Genomic DNA, 21,703 nt, shown 5'->3' on the forward strand with positions numbered 1-21,703 from the left:
TCAGGTACCAAAAACCAAATGGCCCGAAGGGTGCTCCGCATTTTTGGTACCTGACCCCTTTTCCGCAGCACCCACCTCCCTCCCGTTTCCCTGCCATCCGACCGGTTCATGAAACTTTCTCGACGTCAATTCGGCGCGATCGCCACCGCCTCCGCACTCGCCGCGACCCAGAAACCTCTTCGGGCGGCCGAGACCGGACCGCTGGAAACCTTCGTCCCCTGTCGCGCGATCACCAAAGGCCCCCAGCATCACTGGTTCGGTTACTACGACAAACGAGAATTCGATCCGACCAACACGCTGGTGCTGTCCAACGAAGTCGCTTTCGAAGGCCGCTCGCCGACCGGTGAGGACACGATCGCGGTCGGTTATGTGGATACCAGTGACAATGACCGTTGGCACCCGATCGGGACCAGCAACGCCTGGGGTTGGCAGCAGGGATGCATGCTGCAGTGGCTGGGCGACGACGGCAAACGGATCTTGTGGAATGACCGCCAAGGCGACTCGTTTGTCGCCCGCATCTATTCGACCGAGACCGGGACGACACGCACGCTGGGCAAACCGATCTACACCGTTTCTGCCGATGGAACGTTTGGCCTGTCGGCCGACTTTCGCCGCATCGACAATCTGCGTCCGGGCTACGGATACGATGGTCTGGCCGACCCGAACGTCGCGAATCGTGCGCCAGCCGATTCGGGCATTTGGCGCGTCGATTTGCAGACGGGCGAAGAGGAGTTGATTCTCTCGTTGGCCGACGTCGCGGCGATGCCCTGGCCCGACGACGACACGCATGCCCAGGCCTGGCATTACTTCAATCACTTGCTGATCAGCCCGGACTCACAGCGTTTCATCGTCCTGCATCGCTATCGTCCGGAATTCGATCCGCAGACGTTGCAATTCAAAGGCGGCTTTGTCACCCGGATGCTGACCGCGGCGGTCGACGGCAGCGATCGATACGTCCTGGATCCGTCCGGTTACACGTCGCACTTCATCTGGAAAGGCAGCGACGCGGTCACGATGTGGACCAAACCGGCCGGCCAGCGGGCGGGGTTCTATGAGTTTGTCGACAAGACCGATCAGGTCCGCCCGGTCGGACACGACAAGATGCCGACCAACGGACACAACACTTATTTGCCGGCGCCCTACCAGGACTGGATCCTGAACGACACCTACCCCGATCGCAAGACACGCCGCCAGACGGTTTATCTGTATCACGTACCCTCGGGGCGTCGGTTCGACCTCGGGCACTTTCCCTCACCGCCGGCCTACAGCGGCGAATGGCGCTGTGACACCCACCCGCGAAGCAGCAACGACGGCACCAAGGTCGCCATCGACAGCCCCCACGACGGAGGTCGCCAGGTGTACTTGTTGGACATCGCCGATGTGCTGAAACAGGCCTAGTGCGGGGTTCCCGTTTGATGTTCGAGTCCATGCGTGGTTCGCGGAAAGAGGGCAGAATCAATGACGTCAGGAACGCATCGGCGAGCACGGCCGTCACGCCACCGGTGTGATGACGTCGGGCAGAGTTGATTGTTGCGGATCTCCAAGAGAAATCGGGTGCGCGACAATTTGGTGTCATCCGCCCGATCAAGAGTGGGCCATTGGGTACCGTGCCGCGGAGCCAGAATTCGTGACGGGATCCGCTCCATGATGCTCTGTCGTGGAATCTGCGTCGTCTTGGACGACTTGTTGATAGTGAGCAGCCAATGTCTGAGCATCGCCATAGTCGGAAGCCGAAAAACGATCGACGATGCCGCCGTCTTTCAACACGACGACTTCGTCCGACCAAATCGCAACGCTTGGTTCATGCGTGACCACGACGATCGTTCGATTTTGCTGGTCACAAAGCTCACGCAGCAGCTTGCAGATCGATTGTCCTGTCACGCTATCTAAGCTTCCCGTCGGCTCGTCAGCCAACACGATTGCCGGATTCGTGATCAGTGATCGGGCAATCGCGACCCGCTGCTGTTCGCCTCCGCTTAGTGAGTCGGGACGATGAGTCAAGCGATTTTGAATACCTAGCGAACTGGCAAGTTCATTGATCACAGAATCATCAGGTAGTTTGATTCCGGCTGCATAGATCGGAAATAGAATGTTGTCGAACGCGTTGAGCGACGGAACGAGGTTGAAGGACTGAAAGATCAATCCGATGTGATCGCGCCGGAACTGCGTCAGCTTACGATCGGATAACTCGGCCAAATTTTGGCCGTCGATCGCAACACTTCCTGAAGTGGGACGGGTCAATCCGCTCATCAAGTGCAGCAGCGTGCTCTTTCCAGAGCCGCTCGCGCCCATCACGGCAGTGAAGGCACCCTGCCGGATCTCAAGGCTCACGTCCTTGAGCGCGCAAACGCTTTGGTCGCCTTGCCCATACGTCTTTGAAGCGGCTTCAACGGAAGCAATCGTCGTGATGTTGTCGTCGTTCATTCGCAAGTAAATCGTGAGACAGTTGGATTGACGTCATCCCTGGAAAGAAGGGATTCGCGCAAATGCACCTGTGGCCAACGTTGCACGGCGTGTGCCAATTCGTCTTGCGTCTTCCGTTTCAGACGAGTCCTTTTGCCCTGCGATCACGACCTGTCCTTCATCCACATCAATGAGTCCAGCCATCGCATGCAGAAGTGTACTCTTGCCCGAACCGCGCGCGCCCTTGATGGCGACGAGCTCACCGTGGCCCTCGCGAAGGTGAACATCGTCGATGTGCTTGCACTTCCGCCGTGCCTTGTCGATACCTATTCGACACAGGCTCAACGACGAGCGGTTCTGCAATGGCGTGATCGTTCATCTTGGCTCATTTCTTTTCAGTAGCACGCAGACGACTTGACGACAGGAACGTCGAACGCGAACGCGAACGCCTAGAATCGGCGGAATTTTGATCGGTCGCGATGGAAGATTCGCCGGCTCGAAGCTGTTTCTTCGCTGCCGGCAAGCGTTCATGCGGTTCGAAACGGGCGATGCGTTTGGCCCGCCGCTTGCTATCCCGCGTTGAGGACGCACTCTTAACCATACTTGCAACGAGCTGAGAAACATTGCATGAGCAGTCTTCGACTTCCGTCCAAATTGGTTGTCGCGCAAATGCGTCGGTCTCCGGGTCGAGCCATCATCACGACCTTGGGCATTCTCGTGTCAACCTGCGCCGTCGTTTGGGTCGTCAGCGGATACGATGCGCTCGTCTCGCACTTCGATGAGAATGCAGGCAAGTATCTCGGACGATACGACATCCTTGTAATGACCGAAGGCGGACCTCCTGGGGCTCCAAAGGCTGCGATCAGTCCACAGCTGATTGACGCATTGGAGCAGGATGCTGGAGTGCTCGAGGTCAATCCGATCAGTCGCTCCCGTGTTTCAGCGACGCGTGTTCGGACTGAATTGGATGAAGACGATTCCGGCTCAGCACTTGGATTGCTCATCGGAGACCGACCGCCGGTCAACGGGGCGCCCCCGATCGGACCGACGCTCGTGGGGACACCGGCAGGCGAATCGCCCTACGAGATGGTCGAGGGCGAGTGGCTGCCCAGCGATGCCCAGGCAACAACCGCCGTTGTCGGTGAGGACGTTGCCGAGCAGATGGGGCTTGCGGTCGGCGACGGGATCCTCGTGACAACGTTTGGCAATCAAGTGCCGCTGAAGCTTGTCGGGATCATCGAGCAAGCGGCTCAGACTCCTTCGCTCGGTGGGCGTCGCGGCCGCGGCGGATCGGGCGGAAGCGGTGGACGAGGAGACAGGGGGGGCACTGGAGGCGGGAGACCGGGAGAGGGCCGTGGTCCCGGTGGCGATGGTCCCGGTGGCGATGGTCCCGGTGGCGATGGTCCCGGTCGTCAGGCAGGCACTGAGATGGGATCGAGGGCGTCAGCAGCGATCGGACTTCCCGGCGGATTCTCCCAAGGTGTGCCCACCCGCGCGATTTACGTCCGACCGGCGATGGCAGATCGAATCAACGGATTCTCTTTGAAACCACAGGTACTGCAAGTCGCGATCAGCGATACCGTTTCGATCGATCAGTTTCGCGAGGTGTGGGAAACGAAGCTCGCCGCCAACCAACCTCCACTCAAAATCATCGACTTTGCTGCCGTACGTCGTGGGATGGAATCGGGAAGGAGCATTTCCGGGCAACAATCGCAAGCGTACGCTGCAACCGGTATGGCTTCGCTAGCGGCAGTCTTCATTATCTTTTCAACCCTCAGCATGGGCGTGAGCGAACGAGCACGTGAGTTCGCGATGCTCCGAGCGGTCGCAATGACACGTTTGCAGATCGCGGGCATCATTGCCATCGAAAGCGTTGTTCTTGCCTTGCTTGGGTGGATCGGAGGACTGATTGCCGGTTCTTTGATGGTGTTGGTTGGCAGCCGAGTTCTGCCGGGGCTGTTCAGCTCCGGTGCAGTGCTCGGTTGGACCAGTGTCATGTTGACCGCTGTCACCGTGTTGGTCGGAGCGACGGCGGCAGCCATCTTACCCGCTTGGCGTGCGATGCGGATTCGGCCGCTCGACGCGATGTCCAAACGCACTCCTGCCCCACAGTTGCGTTCGTGGGCGGTTTGGGGTGTCGTCGGCCTCGTGTTGTCCGTTGCAACGCCCGTCTCTGTCTTCATGGTGCCGATGTCCGACGAGTGGCGTTCCTGGTGCTACTCCTTTGTCACCTATCCACTATTACTTGCTGGTATGGTTCTACTCACTCCGGCCATCGTCGTCGGAAGCGAAAACATCATCGGCCCGCTGATCTCCGCGATCTTCGGTTTGGACCGACGAATGATGAAGACGCAACTTTCCAGCAACCTATGGCGAAGTGTCGGCGCAACCCTGGCTCTTTCGGTCGGCCTGGGCCTCTACGCATCGACGCAGACCTGGGGGTACTCGATGCTTGTACCGTTCACACCCGGAAATTGGCTTCCCGATGCGCTCGTGGCATTTCATCCGGTGGGATTGAGCGATGATGATGTGCCGTTGGTCAGCAAGGTCGACGGTGTAAAATCGGACGAAGTCATGCGGTTGGCAATCGAGCAAGCCAAATTCGATTGGGGTGACGACGGACCACCGACTCGCCTGAGAATGGGCGGAGACAACGGTGTCGTTTGTGGACTCGATGCCGAGCGTGCTTTTGGCGGCGATCCATCTTTCTTGCCGCTTGCCTTTGTTCGCGGAACACGCAAGGTGGCGATCGACGCCATTTCAAACGGTAACGGATGTGTCATTGCAGAAGACTTTGCCATGGCCAGTGGTTTGGATGTTGGAGATGTCGTCACATTCATTCCATCGGCGAACGAATCGAAACGAGTGGAGTATAAAATCGCAGGTGTGGTGTCGCTTCCGGGCTGGCAGTGGGTGACAAAGTTCTCAGGGGTTCGCCGACACTTTGTACGAACCGGGACCATCCTCTTTGCCGACCGTCAACGCGTGCACGAGGACTTTGGGTTGAAGCGAAATGAGTTCTTCTGGCTGAATTTCGAAGCGGGAACGGATTTGACGCAAGTGGAATCTGAATTCCAATCGATCGCCGAGCGAAACAGTGGTGAGACGTTTCTCGCAACCGGTGTCGGTGAAGTGAAGGCCTATCGTCCGTTCGCTCGAATGACCGCGACGGAGAACGTCAAAAAGGCGATCAAGATGCGCGCCGACGGGATGATTTGGGGTATGAGCTATCTGCCGCTGGTCACGTTGGCCATCATGTCGCTGGCGATTGCCAATACTGTAATCGCCTCGGTTCGATCGCGAACTTGGGAATTCGGCGTGATGCGCTCACTCGGCGTCACACGCAGCGCTCTGGTACGGCTGGTCTTCGCGGAGACTTTGTTGATCGCCTCGGCCGCGTGTATTCTGAGTTTGATTTTCGGACTCATCGCTGGATGGTGCGGTGTCGGCATGGCGCAGTTTGGCGGTTGGTTTGCCGGACCGCCGTCGTTCATGGTCCCGTGGGGGCAATTGTCGATCGGTTTTGCGATGACGATCGCACTGTGTGTGATCGCCGGTCTATGGCCTGCACTTAAAACCGGACTCGCGGAACCCTTGCGACTGCTTCAGGCCGGACGTGCCACTCAGTAGCCGTCGGCATGCAAAGCGACATTCGATCTGCTTGACAGTCAAGCAACTCGAACGAATCGGATGTCACGAATGCCTCTTGGGGTTGGCTCCGTTGACGCCGGGATTTGACTTGGGGGGAGAGAAAGAAGAGACTACTGACCGGAACCGAGTTCGGTTCCTGGCCGCCAGGGGAGCACCATGCGGTTTACCGACCGCAATCCTCTGGGTTTTTTATGCGCCTAGCGAACTCGCCTTTCAGAGCGGAACGCGACCTCGAGATGAGCGACCGTCACGCATTCAGCCAGTGTCCGCATTTATAACAACGGGATCAAACATGCTTCAATTCCTTGCCTCGACGCAGGACGGTTGCCGCGAGTCAATCCCGCGCCCTTTGCGACACCGAATCGCTACACTCGCGTTTGCATCAGTGGTCGGCCTTTTGACGCTGACGCCGTTTTTTCCTGTCGCAAAAGCGGAATCGGCCAATCCCCCCAACATCGTCATCATGTTGGCCGACGACATGGGGTTCGGCGAGTTGCAGTGTTTGAATCCCCGCCGCGGCAAAATCCCGACGCCGCAGCTTGATGCGATCGCAGCGAGCGGCATGGTGTTCACCGACGCGCACAGCGGATCGTCGGTGTGCACGCCGACGCGTTACGGATTGTTGACCGGACGTTACGCTTGGCGGACCCGATTGCAAAGCGGCGTGCTGACCGGCGGTCCGTCGTTGATCGCACCCGATCGGTTGACGCTGGCGAAACTACTCTCGGCCCAGGGGTATCACACCGCGGTCATCGGCAAGTGGCACTTGGGGATGTTGTTCGATGGAAAACATCTGCCCAAAAAGGTCCCGGTCGGCGCCAAGGTCACCCACGGACCGATCGACCGCGGTGGCTTTGACGAGTTCCATGGGTTTCATCACGCACGGCAAATTGAAACCTGGATCGACAACGATGTTGTGACCGAAACGATCGAGCCGATCGAGATGCTGCCGCGTCTGACGAAGTCCGCCGTCGACTACATCGCATCTCGCAAAGACAAATCCGAGCCGTTTTTCTTGTACGTCCCCTGGAGTTCACCGCACAGTCCCGTTGTTCCGTCAAAAGAATGGCAAGGCAAAAGCGGGCTGAACGCCCACGCGGACTTCGTCATGCAAACCGACGACAGCTTTGGCCAAGTCGTGCAAGCGCTACGTGAGGCCGGATTTTTGAAGAACACCTTGATCCTGTGCAGCAGCGACAACGGCACCTCGGGGCCGACGTCAAAGATCGGCCAGTTGCAAGAGATGGGGCACTATCCCAGTGGCGACTTGCGTGGTTCCAAGGCAGACATCTGGGACGGTGGTCACCGCGTCCCGTTCCTGGTGTCCTGGCCCGGTGTGGTGCGTCCTGGTTCGCAATCCAGCGGTCTGGTTTGTCTGTCCGATGTCGTCCGCACCATCGCCGACATCTTGGATGTGGACCTGAGCGACAACGCCGCCGAGGACAGCATCAGTTTTCTGCCGCTGTTGAAAGGTGAAGTCGAGCACGAGCGAGAAAGCGTGGTCCATCACAGCGTCAGCGGGTACTTCGCGATCCGGCAAGGCAAATGGAAACTTTCGTTGTGTCCGGGTTCTGGCGGCTGGACCGGAGCCCGACCGTCCAAAAAGTCCTGGGCACGCTACGAAAAAGAAGGCCTGCCGATGGTGCAATTGATCGATATGGACGGGGACTTGGGCGAGCAACACAATTTGGCGCGCGACTATCCGGGCAAGGTCGACGAGCTGCGTGAGTTGTTGGAAGAGCAAGTCAATCGTGGCCGCAGCACGCCGGGATTGCCGCAAACCAACGACGCCGAAATCGTGATCAACAAGCGACCGGGGAAGTAGGGATCCTGGCTATGGATGTACATCCCCGTTGGGCAACTCAACCGAACGGATCCGCATCAGAAAATGCCTCCGCCCCCGAATGGATCGCCTCCTCCGCCCGATTCGCCTTCACCGAAGGGATCGTCGCTGGCGCTGCCACGACCACCACCGAATGGATCATTTATCGCGCCTGATCCGCCGAAGGGATCGCCGCCTCCGCCTGCACCTCCACCACCGAACGGATCGTTCATCTCATCGGGGCCGCCGAAAGGATCGGCCAGGGGATCGGCCGGCGACTGTTTTTGTTGGAGCTTGGCTTCGAGTTCCAACAACCGTTTGCGGTGCTGCACCAACCGCGTCACCGTCGCTTCGATCTCGCGTCGCATCGCTTGGATCAACTTCAACTTCTCGTCGTCAGACCGTTGGGGGCTTGCTGCTTGGCCGGCGGCGACTGGTGACGATCCGTTGGAGCGGAACGTCGCCACGCCCTGATCGGAGACCGACAATTCAAACACCCCTTCAACACCTTTGATTTTTTCGTCTGCCAACACGGCGTTGGTGACACCGTCGCCATGTTCCCAGTTGGTGATCGAAACCCCACGAACCTCCATGCCATGTTCGATCGGCTTGATGACGACGTACCAGCCGGGATGAAGCAGATCAAATCGCAGGTTCCTGCCATCGGTCGAAGATGGCAATCGCACGCGTTGATAAGCTGCCCGCTCGTCACGACGTTCGTTCAAGAATTTGGCCATGGAGGACCGTGAGGCCACGGCCGACGCGGGGAGCGTCCTCAGCGTTGGCGAGTCTCCGTACGACTCGCGACGAAACTCGCGATGAAACGGTTCCAGGTGGTAGCGAGGCGGCGGTTGGTCGCCCCATTCGGGCAGCGCCTCATCGCCTTTTTCCGGCGCACGCAGGACCAACGATCGAAGCGGCGGGAAGTCGACGGTGACCGGCTGGGGCGTCTTTCCGGAAACCAAAACGATTGTGCTGGGACCGCCGGTCGTCAGAAGCTCGAAAATCTGCGCCGCACTGAGATCCGAGTATTCGGATGCGTCGTGTGGTTTGGGCACGATCGTCACGCGAACCTCACCCGGCGGGACTGCGATCACTTCGCCCAAGTCCGCCGTCTGGTACCAGCGAAACCGCGGGCTGAATCGCCAGTCATCAGCATCAAGCTGCTTGCCGAGTTTCTGTGATGATCCGAGTTGCTGTTTGTATTCCTGTAGGCTGGGATAGGCGAACCCGTTTTGCCAGCACGTCAGGACGTGATACCGGGAGCTGTCGATGCCCGACGGCGGGGTGACGACGATCTTGCCGCCGCTGCGCAACTTGACCGTTGGTGACAGCGTCGTGCCGGCCGGGATGAAGCTGAAACCTGATTCATGGACGGCAAAGGCAGACACCGCATGCACGTTGACGCCCCGCCGCCGCCGCGTGCCCTCGTTCAGCTTGATCGTTCCGTCATCTCCGGCGGTCCACCTCTCACCCCGCGGCGGCGCGATCGGATGCAGTGGTTCGGCGTTGAGGAATGCCAGGTGAGGGTCGGATGAAGGGCGTTCCCCTCCCATCTCTACATATCCATCTTCCATGCCGGCTCCCATGCCCATGCCCATCCCCATGTCCATGCCCATCCCCATCTGATCGCCCATCCCCATCTCATCGCCCATCTCCATGTCCATCTCCATTTCATACCCTCCCATTCCATAGAGCGACTCGACATCTGGATCTTGAAACGTCCGGTAGAACTTGGTGCCGCCGGCCGGTTTTCCGTCGGGGGTCAAGAACGTGATGTTCTCCGCGGTGGCGGTAGCGGCCACCATCAGGCAACCGAAGAGTACGAGGAGGGTCGTGCGATTCATGGCAAGCACCGTTGGTACGCGTGTTGATTCGGGATGTTTCATACGGGGAATACTGACGGGGTCGGTTTCTCGGGGATTCGTGAGATTCGCCAGCCGGCGCCCAACGCCACCTACTTTCGATCACAAACTGAGCCGTAGGCGCTAGCCTCGGGCCTTACAAGTCTCGGCGGGCCATCCAAGGCCCGAGGCTAGCGCCGTCGGCTCATCAAGTAGGTGCCATTGGGCCGGCGCCAGCCGACACGCCCCCCATCATTCTGCCCCGAATCATTCTGCCATCTCTCCCCATTTTTCCGCCGTCCCGGTTGGTCCCATTGGTTTGGGCAGAGAGGTAGGAAGATTTTTGGGATAAGAAAATTTACGGCGGATCAGCGAGCAACGATTCCATTTCGGATTCCAATTGCGGTAGCGTGGTTTGGTTCAATTGATCAAGTTCCGCTTGGAGTTGATCGAGATAGATGTCGGTTTCGTCGGCAACCAAATTCGATTGCGTCGGCGTGACCGATTCGGTGGGCGTTGTCGGTCCAGAGGGCTGCGGCTGAGCGGGCTGCGGTTGAGACGCGTCCGTTTCAACCGGAGTGGCATCAAGCGGCTCGGCTGGACTTGGAGCTTCCGCTTGCGGCGTCTTGCGGGACACACCACCAGACGCATCAAACATCGTCCAGCCCGCTGCGGCGATCAGGATCGTCGCCAGGCAAACGGCCGAGATCGCGACCGTGCGTTTCGGTTCGGGATCGTTCACGGACAACTCCTCGGGAATCGGGGCGGATCCGCCTTCGGCAAGATGTCGCTGGCAGGCTTCGATCCACTCGGTCAGCTCTTGGGCCGATGGCCGGTCGGCAGGGATGGTCGCGTGCAGTTTCTCGATCAAGCGATTCACCCAGTCGGGAAGGTCACGGCAATGGTCCGACAGGACGGGAAGCTGAGCATCAGCGATCTTGCGTACGATCGCGTGCGTGTGCATGCCGGACATCGGCGGTTGGCCGACCAACATGGTCCACAGTACGGTGCCCAACGAATAGAGATCCCCGGCCGGGCCGGCGCCGCAACCGGAGGCTTGTTCGGGTGACAAGTAGATCGGTGTCCCGGCGAAGGTTCCCGTCGCGGTGCACGTCGCATCGGATTGCACTTTGGCCAATCCGAAATCGGACAACACCGCGCGTTCGGTTCCCGCGCCGAGCAGGATGTTGGCGGGTTTGACGTCGCGATGGACCACACCACAGGCGTGTGCCGCGGCCAGCGCCGAAGCGACTTGGCGGGCGATCCGCAAGGCCTGGTCGATCGGCAGGGGGCCTTGATCACGGATCCGCTGTTCCAACGATCGGCCGGCCACGTAGGGCATCACCAGGTAGGGCACGTCGCGATAGCGATCGACATGGTAGATCGAGATCACGTTGGGATGGACGACCGCGGCGGCCGAGCGGGCTTCGCGTTCGAGCGTCAGCAACGTCTCGGGCGACTGCCAGTACTGTGGCTGTGGGATCTTGATCGCGACGACGCGGTCCATGTCGATGCTGCGTGCCTTGAGCACGATGCCCATGCCGCCGCTGCCGACGATGCCCAGGACTTCGAAGCGGCCCAAGCGGCCGAGCGAGCGATCGTCGTCGGTGGGACCGAGTAATGTTTTCACCAGTGACACGATCGCCCGGTTGGATGTCTGACCGGATTGCTGTTCCGGGCCTTCCAAGGTCGTCGTCGTGCCACCGTCTTGCCAGTCATAACTGCTCAGCCCCGTCGAACGCAGGGCATCACGCGACTGGCAGTAAAACGGGTCGTCCGCGGAGATCCGGGCGACGACGCTTTGGCACGCCATGCAATCATCCAAATGATCCAGCAGCGATTGCTGGTCGACGGCGACATCGCCACCATCGAGCAGCCAATGGTGCCACGTTACTTCGTCAGGGCATTTCGATCGCGTTTCCATCATTCGACCTCCGCGGGATCAGTGCCCTCGCGGTTGCCGTCCTCCAGTCGTTCGATCCGCGTGACGGTGTCGCGAAGTCGGCGGACGATGCGGCTGCGGATGGCATACACCGATCCGATCGAACGCCCCGATTGACGCGCCGCCTGTTCGATCGCAAGCCCATCGACGTGCGTTTGCCAAAACAGCTTCCAGTGTTCGGCGTCGACTTGTGATTGAACCTGTCCGGCGGCGGTGACAAACAGGTGCTGTTGGTGTTGACGCTGCCATTGGCGGCGTGACGCATCGTCGGCGATCGCACGTTGTGACAGATTGATCTGGGCGCTCGTGCCACCGGTGCCGCGTTTGGACAGCTGGCGTGTGACCAGATTCAGCAAGACATTTTCCGCGATCCGCCGCAGCCAGGCGCGAAATCGTAGCGGACGTGATTCCGGGGTGTTGCATTCCTGGTCGCTGTCGGGATCGCCCGACCAGCGTCTGGCGGCGCGAAACACACGCGACATCACTTCGGCGACCAACGCTTCGGCATCGCTGTGCTGCAATCCACGGCCTCGGGCGTAGCGATAGATGACGGGGCGGTAGAGTGCATCAAAACGGTTCCAGGCGGCGTCGTCGCGGGGGTCGGCCAAACGCTGGACGAGTTTCGATTCGGTGTCGGGCCAGGGGGGCATACCAATCGGGTCTTGCGACGAGGGAGGACAAGATGCTCGGGGGACACACTCCATGACCCCACCTGAGGTCAATTCTGACAAGAAAAATCGTGCGATGTCGAGAAAGCGGCGAAGCTGTCAATCTGGCAATCCCTGTCAGCACGCCAATTCTCGTGTTTTGGGGATGCTGCCAAAAAAGGTTTTCCGCCGGCTTGGCTCGCTGCAAAACATTGTTTTCGCTGGGGAATCGCGTCATTCGAACTGGCAGAGCGAGTTTTTCTCGCGGCGCACCGGTCGACTGGCACGGACTTTGCTTTTCCACCACTCCGACGCCTGGAAAGGCGAAATCGACAGGCGGATCGGACCGCGATCGCCCGTCACGAATACCCTCAACTTTGACACGTTCAGCACAACCCACCCACGGCCCGACGAGCGGAAATCCCAACGCGGTAGATCGCCACGGCCGAAACCAAACTCGAACAATCCACTTTTTCACGGAGATGAAGCGTTATGGCTCAGGGCGAAAAAATCATCGGCATTGACCTCGGGACGACCAACAGTGTGGTCGCCATCATGGAAGGCAGTGAGCCCAAGGTGATCCCGAACCCCGAAGGCAACCGGCTGACGCCCAGCGTGGTCGCATTCACCGACAAGAAGGAAACGATTGTCGGCGAACCCGCGCGACGCCAAGCCGTCACCAACCCCAAGCGAACCGTTTACTCGGCCAAACGCTTCATGGGCCGACGCCATCACGAGGTCGAATCGGAAGAGAAGATGGTTCCCTACGGTGTCGTCGGGGAAGCCAATGAGTACGTCAAGATCGAAGTCGGCGATGAAACCTTCACGCCGCAAGAGATCTCGGCCAAGGTGCTTCGCAAGCTGAAGGAATCGGCCGAGTCGTACCTCGGTCACAAGGTCAACAAGGCCGTGATCACCGTCCCCGCGTACTTCAACGACGCACAGCGTCAAGCGACCAAGGATGCCGGCCAGATCGCCGGGCTGGAAGTCGCACGGATCATCAACGAGCCGACCGCCGCCGCACTCGCCTACGGGCTGGACAAGGCCAAAGACGAAAAGATCATCGTCTTTGACCTCGGGGGCGGTACCTTCGACGTGTCCGTGTTGGAAGTCGCCGACAGTGGTGACGAGGAAAACGAAAGCCGCGTCTTCCAAGTGATCAGCACCTCCGGGAACACCCACTTGGGCGGTGACGACTTCGACGAAGCGTTGATCAACTACGTCGCCGGCGAATTCAAAAAGGAAAACGCGATCGATCTGCGGAACGATCCGATGGCGCTGCAGCGTCTGCAAGAGGCCTGTGAAAAGGCCAAGAAAGAATTGTCGACGCTGCCCGAGACCGACATCAACCTGCCCTTCATCACGATGGACCAATCCGGTCCGAAACACCTGACGATGAAGGTCACCCGCAGCAAGTTCGAAGAGCTGATCGACGACTTGGTTGAAAAGTGCAAGACGCCCGTCATGCAAGCACTCAAGGACGCCGGGTTCTCGCCCAGCGACATCGACGAAATCGTTTTGGTCGGTGGTAGCACGCGGGTTCCCAAGGTCCGCCAAATCGTCAAAGAGATCTTCGGCAAAGAGCCTCACCAGGGCGTCAACCCGGACGAAGTCGTCGCCATCGGTGCCGCGATCCAAGGCAGCGTTTTGGCCGGCGACCGAACCGACGTCTTGCTGCTGGACGTGACGCCGTTGACCCTGGGGATCGAAACCGAAGGTGGTGTGATGACCGCACTGGTCGAACGCAACACCACCGTTCCGGTCGAAAAGAAGAACGTGTTCAGCACCGCGGCGGACAACCAAACCGCCGTGACCGTCCGCGTCTTCCAAGGGGAACGCAAGATGGCCGCCAATAACCGGCTACTCGGCGAGTTCAACCTCGAAGGCATCCCCGCCCAGCCGCGTGGCGTGCCGCAAATCGAAGTGAAGTTCGACATCGACCAAAACGGCATCTTGAGCGTTTCGGCCAAGGAGCTGAAGACGGGCAAAGAAGCCAAGGTCGAAATCAAGGAAGCCGGCGCGCTCAACGACGACGAGATCGAAAAGATGCGCCGCGACGCCGAGGCGAATGCCGAGGAGGACCGCAAACAGTTCGAATTGGCCGAAGCACGCAACAAGGCGAATCAGCAGGTTCACCAGCTGGAAAAGGAGATGGCCGAGCATGCCGACAAGCTGTCCGACGACGACAAAGAACCGCTGAACAAGGCGATCGAAAAGGTCAAAACGGCGTCGGGCACCGACGACGTCGAAGCGATCAAGCAGGCGACCGAGGAATTGGATGCCGCCGCCAAAGCGTTCAGCAAGGTGTTGTACGAGAAGACGGCAGCAGCCGGAGGCGATGCGGACGCCGCGGCCTCCGGTGCCGCTTCGCCCGCGGGTGACTCCGATGACGACGACGCCATCGACGCCGATTTCGAAGTCAAAAGCTAAACGACGACAATTTGTCGAAACGATCGAACGTCACCGCCGGCATCCCGCCGGCACCGTGACGACGAGAGACGGGTGTCACGTCGCCCGTCTTTTTTTACGCACCGACGGAACTACCACAACTGCTGGTGTCTAGCCTTTAGGCGATTCCCCGTCGCTGCTTTGCAGCGAAGCGGGCCGCTGAAGCCTGCACACCAACACGTGACCATTCTTTTCTCTACGCAGGAGCAATCGAGATGACCTTCCGATTCGATAAACTGACCACCAAAGCTCAGGGCTTGATCGCCGAAGCACAAGGGCGTGCGACATCGGCAGGCAATCCCGAAATCACCTCCCTGCACTTGCTGGCCGCGATGCTCGATGAAAGCGACGGCATCACCGGCGCCCTGCTGGCCAAGATGAAGGCCGACGCAAAGCAACTGCGCGATCTGACCGCCAGCGAAGCCGACAAACTGCCCAAGGTCTCCGGTGGACGCCAACCGGGAATCTCCGCCGAACTGCAATCGGCACTCAACGAATCCGCCGCCACCGCACAGTCGTTGAAAGACGAATTCGTCAGCACCGAGCACCTGCTGTTGGGACTGGCCAAGGCAAAGACCAAAGCACAAAGCTTGCTCTCGCTTTGCGGCGTCAATGCCAACGACGTGTTGAAAGCGGCCAGCGAAATCCGCGGCAGCGCACGCGTCACCGACCAGAACGCCGAGGACACCTATCAGGCGTTGGAAAAATACGGCGTCGACCTGACCCAGTTGGCCGCCAGCGGAAAACTGGATCCGGTCATCGGCCGCGACAACGAAATCCGTCGCGTCATCCAGGTGCTGTCGCGACGCACCAAGAACAACCCTGTGCTGATCGGGCAACCCGGTGTGGGGAAGACCGCGATCGCCGAAGGCTTGGCGCTGCGGATTTTCGAAGCCGATGTCCCACAAAGCCTGAAGAACAAACGCGTCATCGCACTCGACATGGGCGCGCTGGTCGCCGGTGCAAAGTTCCGCGGTGATTTCGAAGAACGACTCAAAGCCGTGCTCCGCGAGGTCAAGGATTCCGACGGCCGCGTGATCCTGTTCATCGACGAACTTCATCTGGTCGTCGGCGCGGGAAAGGCGGAAGGTTCGCCCGACGCGGCCAACTTGCTGAAGCCCGAACTCGCCCGCGGAGCGCTGCGCTGTGTCGGCGCGACGACGCTGGACGAGTATCGCCAGCACATCGAAAAGGATGCCGCGCTGGAACGACGGTTCCAACCGGTTTATGTCGAAGAGCCGTCGGTGGAGGATTCGATCGCAATCTTGCGTGGTTTGAAGTCTCGCTACGAATCGCACCACGGCGTGCGAATCACCGACAGCGCCTTGGTCGCCGCCGCGACACTGGCCAACCGCTACATCGCCGATCGCTTTTTGCCCGACAAGGCGATCGACTTGGTCGATGAAGCGACCAGTCGGCTGGCAATGGAAAAAGAAAGTGTTCCCGAACCCATCGACCGCATCCAACGCCGCTTGCGACAACTGGAACTCGCCCAGCGACAACTGCAAGACGAAGACGGTACCGATGCGTCGATCGTTTCGCGCCGCGAAGAGATCCAGGAGGAAATGGAATCGCTGGGCAAGGAACTCGCCGATCTGCGTGAACAATGGGAAAGCGAAAAAATCGGACTCGACGGCGTACAATCGATCCGCCAAGAAGCCGAAACGCTGGCCCACCGCTTTGCCACCCTGGACGCCGAAGCCAAGCAGACACAGCTCCGTGGCGAAAACCCGGAAGACCTGTATCGCGAAATGCTGGAGGTGCAATCACGCCAGGCGGAGTTGGAGGCCAAGCTGGAGGAAATCGAAAAACGCGACGACGGGGCCTCCACCGGTGAGCCGTCCGAGGAACCCGAGCGACGATTGCTGCGGCGTGAAGTCACCGCCGACGAAATCGCCGAGGTCGTTTCGGCCTGGACCGGCGTTCCCGTCAGCCGCATGATGGAGACCGAACGGGCCAAGTTGCTGGTCATGGAAGAGCGGTTGCACACCCGCGTGATCGGACAAGACGAAGCCGTCCGAGCGGTGTCCGATGCCGTTCGCCGCAGCCGCAGCGGTCTGGCCGACCCCAACCGGCCGATCGGATCATTCCTGTTCCTCGGACCGACCGGGGTGGGGAAAACCGAACTGTGCAAGGCGCTGGCGGAAATCATGTTCGACGACGAGAACGCGATGGTGCGGATCGACATGTCGGAATTCATGGAACGGCACAGCGTCGCCCGCATGATCGGCGCCCCGCCCGGATACGTCGGTTACGAAGAGGGCGGAAAGCTGACCGAAGCGGTCCGTCGGCGACCCTACAGCGTGATCCTGCTGGATGAAATCGAAAAAGCTCACCCGGATGTGTTCAACATCTTGTTGCAAGTCCTGGATGACGGTCGTTTGACCGACGGGCATGGTCGCACGGTCAACTTTGCCAACGCGGTGATCGTGATGACCAGCAACGCGGGAAGCCAGGAGATCCAGCAGATCGCGGCCGACGGCGGCGACGAAGAGGAGATGCGGGAGGCGGTCGAACAGGCACTGCGGACTCGGTTCCTGCCCGAGTTCCTGAACCGGATCGACGACACCGTGATCTTCCGGCCGCTCGATCAGGGCCAGATTCGCAAGATCGTCCAGCTGCAACTCGAGCACTTGGGTCGCCGCTTGCAAGACAACGGATTGACGCTCGAAGTGACCGACGCGGCCATCGACCAGATCGCCAAGACCGGCTACGACCCGACCTATGGCGCTCGACCGTTGAAACGGGTGATCCAACGCGAGGTCCAAAACGAACTGGCGACCGCGCTTCTGAAGAGCGAGTTCGCTGAGGGCAGCACCGTCACGGTCGACCATGACGGGACGGGGTATGTGTTCCGGTAGGAAGCCGCTTCTGGTAGCGGAACTCGCCAAGAGCTTCGTGCCGGCGCTGCGGCGACATGTGGTGAAGCGAAAGCCTTGGCGGCTTCCGCTACGGCATGAAGGCCGCAAATCAATTTGCGGCGGCTTCCTGAGGGTTCGTCGCCGCTGCATTTTCTGGTAGCGGAACTCGCCAAGAGTTTCGCAGCGGCGCTGCGGCGACATGCGGTGGAGCGAAAGCCTTGGCGGCTTCCGCTACGGCATGAAGGCCGCAAATCAATTTGCGGCGGTTTCCTGAGGGTTCGTCGCCGTTGCATTTTCCGGCAGCGGAACTCGCCAAGAGTTTCGCAGCGGCGCTGCGGCGACATGCGGTGGAGCGAAAGCCTTGGCGGCTTCCGCTACGGCATGAAGGCCGCAAATCAATTTGCGGCGGCTTCCTGAGGGTTCGTCGCCGCTGCATTTTCCGGTAGCGGAACTCGCCAAGAGTTTCGCAGCGGCGCTGCGCCGACATGCGGTGGAGCGAAAGCCTTGGCGGCTTCCGCTACGGCATGAAGGCCGCAAATCAATTTGCGGCGGTTTCCTGAGGGTTCGTCGCCGCTGCATTTTCCGGTAGCGGAACTCGCCAAGAGTTTCGCAGCGGCGCTGCGGCGACATGTGGTGAAGCGAAAGCCTTGGCGGCTTCCGCTACACCGAACGTTCAGCCTTCGACGTCGATGCCCATGCTGCGGGCCGTGCCTTCGATCATTCGAACGGCTTGGTCCATGCTGCGGGCGTTCAGGTCGGCCATCTTCTTGGTGGCGATGTCCTCGCACTGGGCGCGGGTGACCTTGGCGACTTTGTTGATGTTCGGCACGCCGCTGCCCTTGGCGATCCCCGCCGCTTGCTTCAGCAACGAGGCGGCCGGCGGGCTTTTGGTGACGAACTCGAAACTACGATCGTTGTAGACCGTGACGATCACGGGAATCGGGGTGCCGTTGTATTCTTTGGTGCGATCGTTGAACGCTTGGACGAATTGGCCCAGGTTCACACCGAACTTACCCAGGGAGGTACCGACGGGAGGAGCGGGGGTGGCCTGACCGCCGGGGACCTGAAACTTTGCCTGTCCAGTAACTTGCTTTGCCATGATCGGATGCTTGATTTACGATTGAGTTGGTTGTGATGTTTCGGCGTGAGGTTAACTACACCGGTTCGACTTGCCAGTGATCCAATTCCATAGGAACACTGCGGCCGAAAATGTTGATGATCACGGTGATTCGGCCGTTGGCTTCATCGACGGCATCGACATCACCTTCCTGGTTTTCAAAATTGCCTTCCTTGACGCGAACACGATCGCCGACCTTGAACGGAATCGCCGTCTTGATCGGGGCCTCTTCTTCGTCTTCGGCGATCGGTCGGTTGATGAACCGATCCACGTCCGCCGGGTCCATCGGCATGGGTTTACCCGCCGATCCGGTGAAGTCGCTGATTCCGCCGGTTTCACGGACCAGGAACCAGGTGTCATCGTTGATGGCCATTCGGGCCATGATGTAACCAGGCAAGAGCTTTCGCTTCGTGATTCGTTTTTTGCCGTCACGGGTGAACGTGGCGACATCTTCGCTGGGGACGACCACGTCGCCGAAGTATTCCTCCATGCCTTCCATTGCGATTTTCTTTCGCAACGCGTCGGCGATGGAATCTTCTCGGTTGAAGGCGACCTTCAGGATGTACCAATCCATCTCGATTTCATCCGACGGCTGGTCATCGTCGTCATCGTCGCTGTCCAAGAACACTTCGCCGGTGGATTCCGCGCCGCTAGATTCCGCCACAGCTTCGGCCGGTTCGGCGGCTTCGCTTTCCTCGCCGCCCGCGTCCGCGGAATCGGTTTCCTCAAGCACTTCGCTGGACTCGTCGATCACTTCGGAGTCGTCGGTGTTGGGGGATCGGGATTCGTCGGTCATTGGAGCACTGAAAACGGCTTGGGCGTGAAAACGTGAAGAGCGGTGGTGTCGCGATCGGCGAGCGACAAGATTCCAAATCTACCAGCAAATCGATCCAGGACAATCGGTTAGGCCGTTGCCCACAAGGCATTGAAGAACGCCTGCCAGAAGACGTCGAACAGGAACAGCGAGATGGCCAGGATGGCGATCGTGACGATCACCACCACCGACGCCCGTTTGACCTCTTCGCGGCTGGGCCACGTCACCTTCTTCATTTCCGCTTCGACGGCGATCAGAAAGTCGGCAAACCGAGGCCAGTTGATCAGCCGGTAGCCGATCCACAACCCGGCCAGCAGGATGCCGGCGGGGATCCCCACGGCGATCGCCTTGTTGGCGGTCGAACTGTCCAGGGTGGCGTAAAGACGCCAGGCACCGAGTGCGACGATCAACCAGATCGCCAGCACGGTCAACTGGCGGACGATACGTCCTTGGTTCGGTTTGTAAACGGAGGCGTGCAATAGCTCGCTCGAAAGCGAACTGCCACTTGCGGCGGTGTTCGCTTTGCTCCCGGCGATGTCTCGAGACACTCGATTGTCCTTAGGTTCGAATCCGCCGGCTTTTTCGAAGGCCGGCTTCTGTTCAGCCAGTACTAGTCGGAGGAACGCAACACCTCCGCGTCAAGCACATCGTACCGCGACCCGGCGTCTTGGCACCAGAGCAGCGGGATGGGCAGAAAAATCTAGCAGGAGTGGAGGGACTTGAACCCGCAACCGCTGGTTTTGGAAACCAGTGCTCTGCCAATTGAGCTACACTCCTTCGCTGGGACCGAACCGAAATTCGGCTTCGCGTAGTTTAAAGCAGAGAACCAACGAACCGCTAGGTGATTCGTTGGTTCTCGCGATGTCTTTCTTCGAGTTTGACGCCGGCGAGGGCGTCAGCGGGTCCCACGGAGGGGACTACTCGACGATTTTGGTCACAACGCCCGAACCGACGGTACGACCGCCTTCACGGATAGCGAACCGGACACCGTCGTCCATTGCGATCGGCTTGTGCAGTTCGACGGTGACTTTCACATTGTCGCCGGGCATGCACATGTCGGCACCTTGCAGGTTGGCCGTTCCGGTCACGTCGGTGGTACGGAAGTAGAACTGCGGGCGGTAACCGCTGAAGAACGGCGTGTGTCGGCCGCCTTCGTCCTTGCTCAGGCAGTAAACTTCGGCTTCGAACTTGGTGTGCGGGGTGATCGAACCGGGCTTGGCCAGAACCTGGCCCCGTTGGATTTCTTCACGCTTGATACCTCGGAGCAGGCATCCGACGTTGTCACCGGCACGGCCTTCGTTCATTTCCTTGCGGAACATTTCGACGCCGGTGCAGGTGGTCTTGGACGAATTCGGGCCCAGACCAACGATTTCGACTTCTTCGCCGACCTTGATCACGCCGCGTTCGATCCGACCGGTGGCGACCGTCCCACGGCCTTCGATCGAGAACACGTCTTCGATCGCCATCAGGAACGGCTTGTCGTCTTCGCGAACCGGCTCAGGAATGTACTCGTCGAGAGCTTCCATCAGCTCGGTGATGCACTTGCTGGCTTCCGGGTCGCTGGGGCTGTTGTAGGCCGGCAAAGCGGATCCGCGGATGACGGGGACGTCGTCGCCGGGGAAGTCGTACTTGCTGAGCAGCTCGCGGGCTTCCAGCTCGACCAGTTCCAGCAACTCCTCGTCGTCGACCAAGTCGCACTTGTTGAGGAAGATAACGATGTAGGGGACGCCGACCTGACGAGCCAGGAGGACGTGCTCCTTGGTTTGCGGCATCGGGCCGTCGGCGGCCGAAACGACCAGGATGGCACCGTCCATTTGGGCGGCACCGGTGATCATGTTCTTGACGAAGTCGGCGTGGCCCGGGCAGTCGATGTGGGCGTAGTGACGGTTATCCGATTCGTATTCGACGTGGGCGACCGCGATGGTCACCGTCTTGGTCGCGTCACGCACGGTACCGCCCTTGGCGATATCCGAATATCCCTTTGCCTCTGCCAAGCCTTTGGCGGCTTGGACTGCCAGGATTGCACCCGTGGTCGTTGTTTTACCGTGGTCAATGTGCCCAATCGTGCCGACGTTGACGTGGGGCTTGGTCCGTTCAAATGTTGCCTTGGCCATTTCTAACTCACCTGCGCTCGATCGCCCTCGCTACTTGCCT

14 protein-coding genes and 1 tRNA gene are annotated in these 21,703 nt (G+C 59.7%); 5 read left to right on the forward strand and 10 right to left on the reverse strand.

Going from position 1 to position 21,703, the window contains the following annotated elements; translation table 11 throughout:
- The first annotated feature begins 108 nt into the window (after positions 1 to 108).
- Positions 109 to 1,398 carry a hypothetical protein gene (locus tag H1B37_RS15755; protein ID WP_182867617.1) on the forward strand — a complete coding sequence of 430 codons (1,290 nt, stop codon included), beginning with the start codon at positions 109 to 111 and terminating at the stop codon, positions 1,396 to 1,398.
- 186 nt (positions 1,399 to 1,584) lie between these two features.
- Here H1B37_RS15755 and H1B37_RS15760 read toward each other — a convergent pair whose 3' ends face one another.
- Positions 1,585 to 2,424 carry an ABC transporter ATP-binding protein gene (locus H1B37_RS15760; RefSeq protein WP_182867618.1) on the reverse strand — a complete coding sequence of 280 codons (840 nt, stop codon included), beginning with the start codon at positions 2,422 to 2,424 and terminating at the stop codon, positions 1,585 to 1,587.
- A 33-nt stretch (positions 2,425 to 2,457) separates the two neighbouring features.
- Positions 2,458 to 2,766 carry an ATP-binding cassette domain-containing protein gene (locus H1B37_RS15765; RefSeq protein WP_286177799.1) on the reverse strand — a complete coding sequence of 103 codons (309 nt, stop codon included), beginning with the start codon at positions 2,764 to 2,766 and terminating at the stop codon, positions 2,458 to 2,460.
- Positions 2,767 to 3,030: 264 nt separating this feature from the next.
- Here H1B37_RS15765 and H1B37_RS15770 point away from each other — a divergent pair, with 264 nt between their 5' ends.
- Both H1B37_RS15770 and H1B37_RS15775 read left to right on the forward strand, forming a co-directional pair.
- Complete coding sequence (locus tag H1B37_RS15770; protein ID WP_182867619.1) at positions 3,031 to 6,033, forward strand: FtsX-like permease family protein; 3,003 nt, start codon at positions 3,031 to 3,033, stop codon at positions 6,031 to 6,033.
- 313 nt (positions 6,034 to 6,346) lie between these two features.
- On the forward strand, positions 6,347 to 7,879 hold the full coding sequence (locus tag H1B37_RS15775; RefSeq protein ID WP_182867620.1) for a sulfatase family protein: 1,533 nt from the start codon (positions 6,347 to 6,349) through the stop codon (positions 7,877 to 7,879).
- A 56-nt stretch (positions 7,880 to 7,935) separates the two neighbouring features.
- On the opposite strand, the gene H1B37_RS33875 is transcribed toward H1B37_RS15775, so the two are convergent.
- From H1B37_RS33875 to H1B37_RS15790, 3 genes are all read right to left on the reverse strand, one after another.
- The gene (locus H1B37_RS33875) at positions 7,936 to 9,723 is read right to left on the reverse strand and encodes a hypothetical protein (protein WP_182867640.1); all 1,788 of its coding nucleotides are present in this window, start codon (positions 9,721 to 9,723) and stop codon (positions 7,936 to 7,938) included.
- 355 nt (positions 9,724 to 10,078) lie between these two features.
- Positions 10,079 to 11,647 carry a serine/threonine protein kinase gene (locus H1B37_RS15785; protein ID WP_182867621.1) on the reverse strand — a complete coding sequence of 523 codons (1,569 nt, stop codon included), beginning with the start codon at positions 11,645 to 11,647 and terminating at the stop codon, positions 10,079 to 10,081.
- On the reverse strand, positions 11,644 to 12,312 hold the full coding sequence (locus H1B37_RS15790) for an RNA polymerase sigma factor (protein WP_182867622.1): 669 nt from the start codon (positions 12,310 to 12,312) through the stop codon (positions 11,644 to 11,646). The genes H1B37_RS15785 and H1B37_RS15790 overlap by 4 nt, the downstream gene beginning before the upstream one ends.
- 489 nt (positions 12,313 to 12,801) lie before the next feature.
- Between H1B37_RS15790 and dnaK the strand changes: the two genes are divergently transcribed.
- Both dnaK and clpB read left to right on the forward strand, forming a co-directional pair.
- Complete coding sequence (gene dnaK / locus H1B37_RS15795) at positions 12,802 to 14,739, forward strand: molecular chaperone DnaK (protein ID WP_182867623.1); 1,938 nt, start codon at positions 12,802 to 12,804, stop codon at positions 14,737 to 14,739.
- A 233-nt stretch (positions 14,740 to 14,972) separates the two neighbouring features.
- Positions 14,973 to 17,618 (forward strand): ATP-dependent chaperone ClpB, encoded by a 2,646-nt coding sequence (gene clpB / locus H1B37_RS15800; protein WP_182867624.1) that lies wholly within the window; start codon positions 14,973 to 14,975, stop codon positions 17,616 to 17,618.
- Between the two features lie 673 nt (positions 17,619 to 18,291).
- Here clpB and rplK read toward each other — a convergent pair.
- The 5 genes from rplK to tuf form a co-directional block, all read right to left on the reverse strand.
- Positions 18,292 to 18,717 carry a 50S ribosomal protein L11 gene (gene rplK / locus H1B37_RS15805; protein WP_147866773.1) on the reverse strand — a complete coding sequence of 142 codons (426 nt, stop codon included), beginning with the start codon at positions 18,715 to 18,717 and terminating at the stop codon, positions 18,292 to 18,294.
- A gap of 55 nt (positions 18,718 to 18,772) precedes the next feature.
- Positions 18,773 to 19,531, reverse strand: coding sequence for a transcription termination/antitermination protein NusG (gene nusG / locus H1B37_RS15810; RefSeq protein ID WP_286177800.1), 759 nt, complete (start codon positions 19,529 to 19,531; stop codon positions 18,773 to 18,775).
- 107 nt (positions 19,532 to 19,638) lie between these two features.
- A complete protein-coding gene (secE, locus tag H1B37_RS15815; RefSeq protein ID WP_147866774.1) occupies positions 19,639 to 20,097 on the reverse strand; it encodes a preprotein translocase subunit SecE in 459 nt (152 codons plus the stop codon).
- A gap of 156 nt (positions 20,098 to 20,253) precedes the next feature.
- A tRNA-Trp gene (locus H1B37_RS15820) sits at positions 20,254 to 20,326 on the reverse strand.
- Between the two features lie 140 nt (positions 20,327 to 20,466).
- On the reverse strand, positions 20,467 to 21,663 hold the full coding sequence (gene tuf, locus H1B37_RS15825; RefSeq protein WP_182867625.1) for an elongation factor Tu: 1,197 nt from the start codon (positions 21,661 to 21,663) through the stop codon (positions 20,467 to 20,469).
- Positions 21,664 to 21,703: the final 40 nt, after the last annotated feature.

The sequence above is a fragment of the Stieleria mannarensis genome, assembly GCF_014154935.1.
In the GTDB taxonomy this organism is placed as follows: Bacteria; Planctomycetota; Planctomycetia; order Pirellulales; family Pirellulaceae; genus Stieleria; species Stieleria mannarensis.

Bases quoted from the DNA above. Each gene is read 5' to 3' on its own strand.
- H1B37_RS15755 (WP_182867617.1), top strand. From the start codon at position 109: ATGAAACTTTCTCGACGTCAATTCGGCGCGATCGCCACCGCCTCCGCA.
- H1B37_RS15760 (WP_182867618.1), bottom strand. From the start codon at position 2,424: ATGAACGACGACAACATCACGACGATTGCTTCCGTTGAAGCCGCTTCA.
- H1B37_RS15770 (WP_182867619.1), top strand. From the start codon at position 3,031: ATGAGCAGTCTTCGACTTCCGTCCAAATTGGTTGTCGCGCAAATGCGT.
- H1B37_RS15775 (WP_182867620.1), top strand. From the start codon at position 6,347: ATGCTTCAATTCCTTGCCTCGACGCAGGACGGTTGCCGCGAGTCAATC.
- H1B37_RS33875 (WP_182867640.1), bottom strand. From the start codon at position 9,723: ATGAATCGCACGACCCTCCTCGTACTCTTCGGTTGCCTGATGGTGGCC.
- H1B37_RS15785 (WP_182867621.1), bottom strand. From the start codon at position 11,647: ATGATGGAAACGCGATCGAAATGCCCTGACGAAGTAACGTGGCACCAT.
- H1B37_RS15790 (WP_182867622.1), bottom strand. From the start codon at position 12,312: ATGCCCCCCTGGCCCGACACCGAATCGAAACTCGTCCAGCGTTTGGCC.
- dnaK (WP_182867623.1), top strand. From the start codon at position 12,802: ATGGCTCAGGGCGAAAAAATCATCGGCATTGACCTCGGGACGACCAAC.
- clpB (WP_182867624.1), top strand. From the start codon at position 14,973: ATGACCTTCCGATTCGATAAACTGACCACCAAAGCTCAGGGCTTGATC.
- rplK (WP_147866773.1), bottom strand. From the start codon at position 18,717: ATGGCAAAGCAAGTTACTGGACAGGCAAAGTTTCAGGTCCCCGGCGGT.
- nusG (WP_286177800.1), bottom strand. From the start codon at position 19,531: ATGACCGACGAATCCCGATCCCCCAACACCGACGACTCCGAAGTGATC.
- tuf (WP_182867625.1), bottom strand. From the start codon at position 21,663: ATGGCCAAGGCAACATTTGAACGGACCAAGCCCCACGTCAACGTCGGC.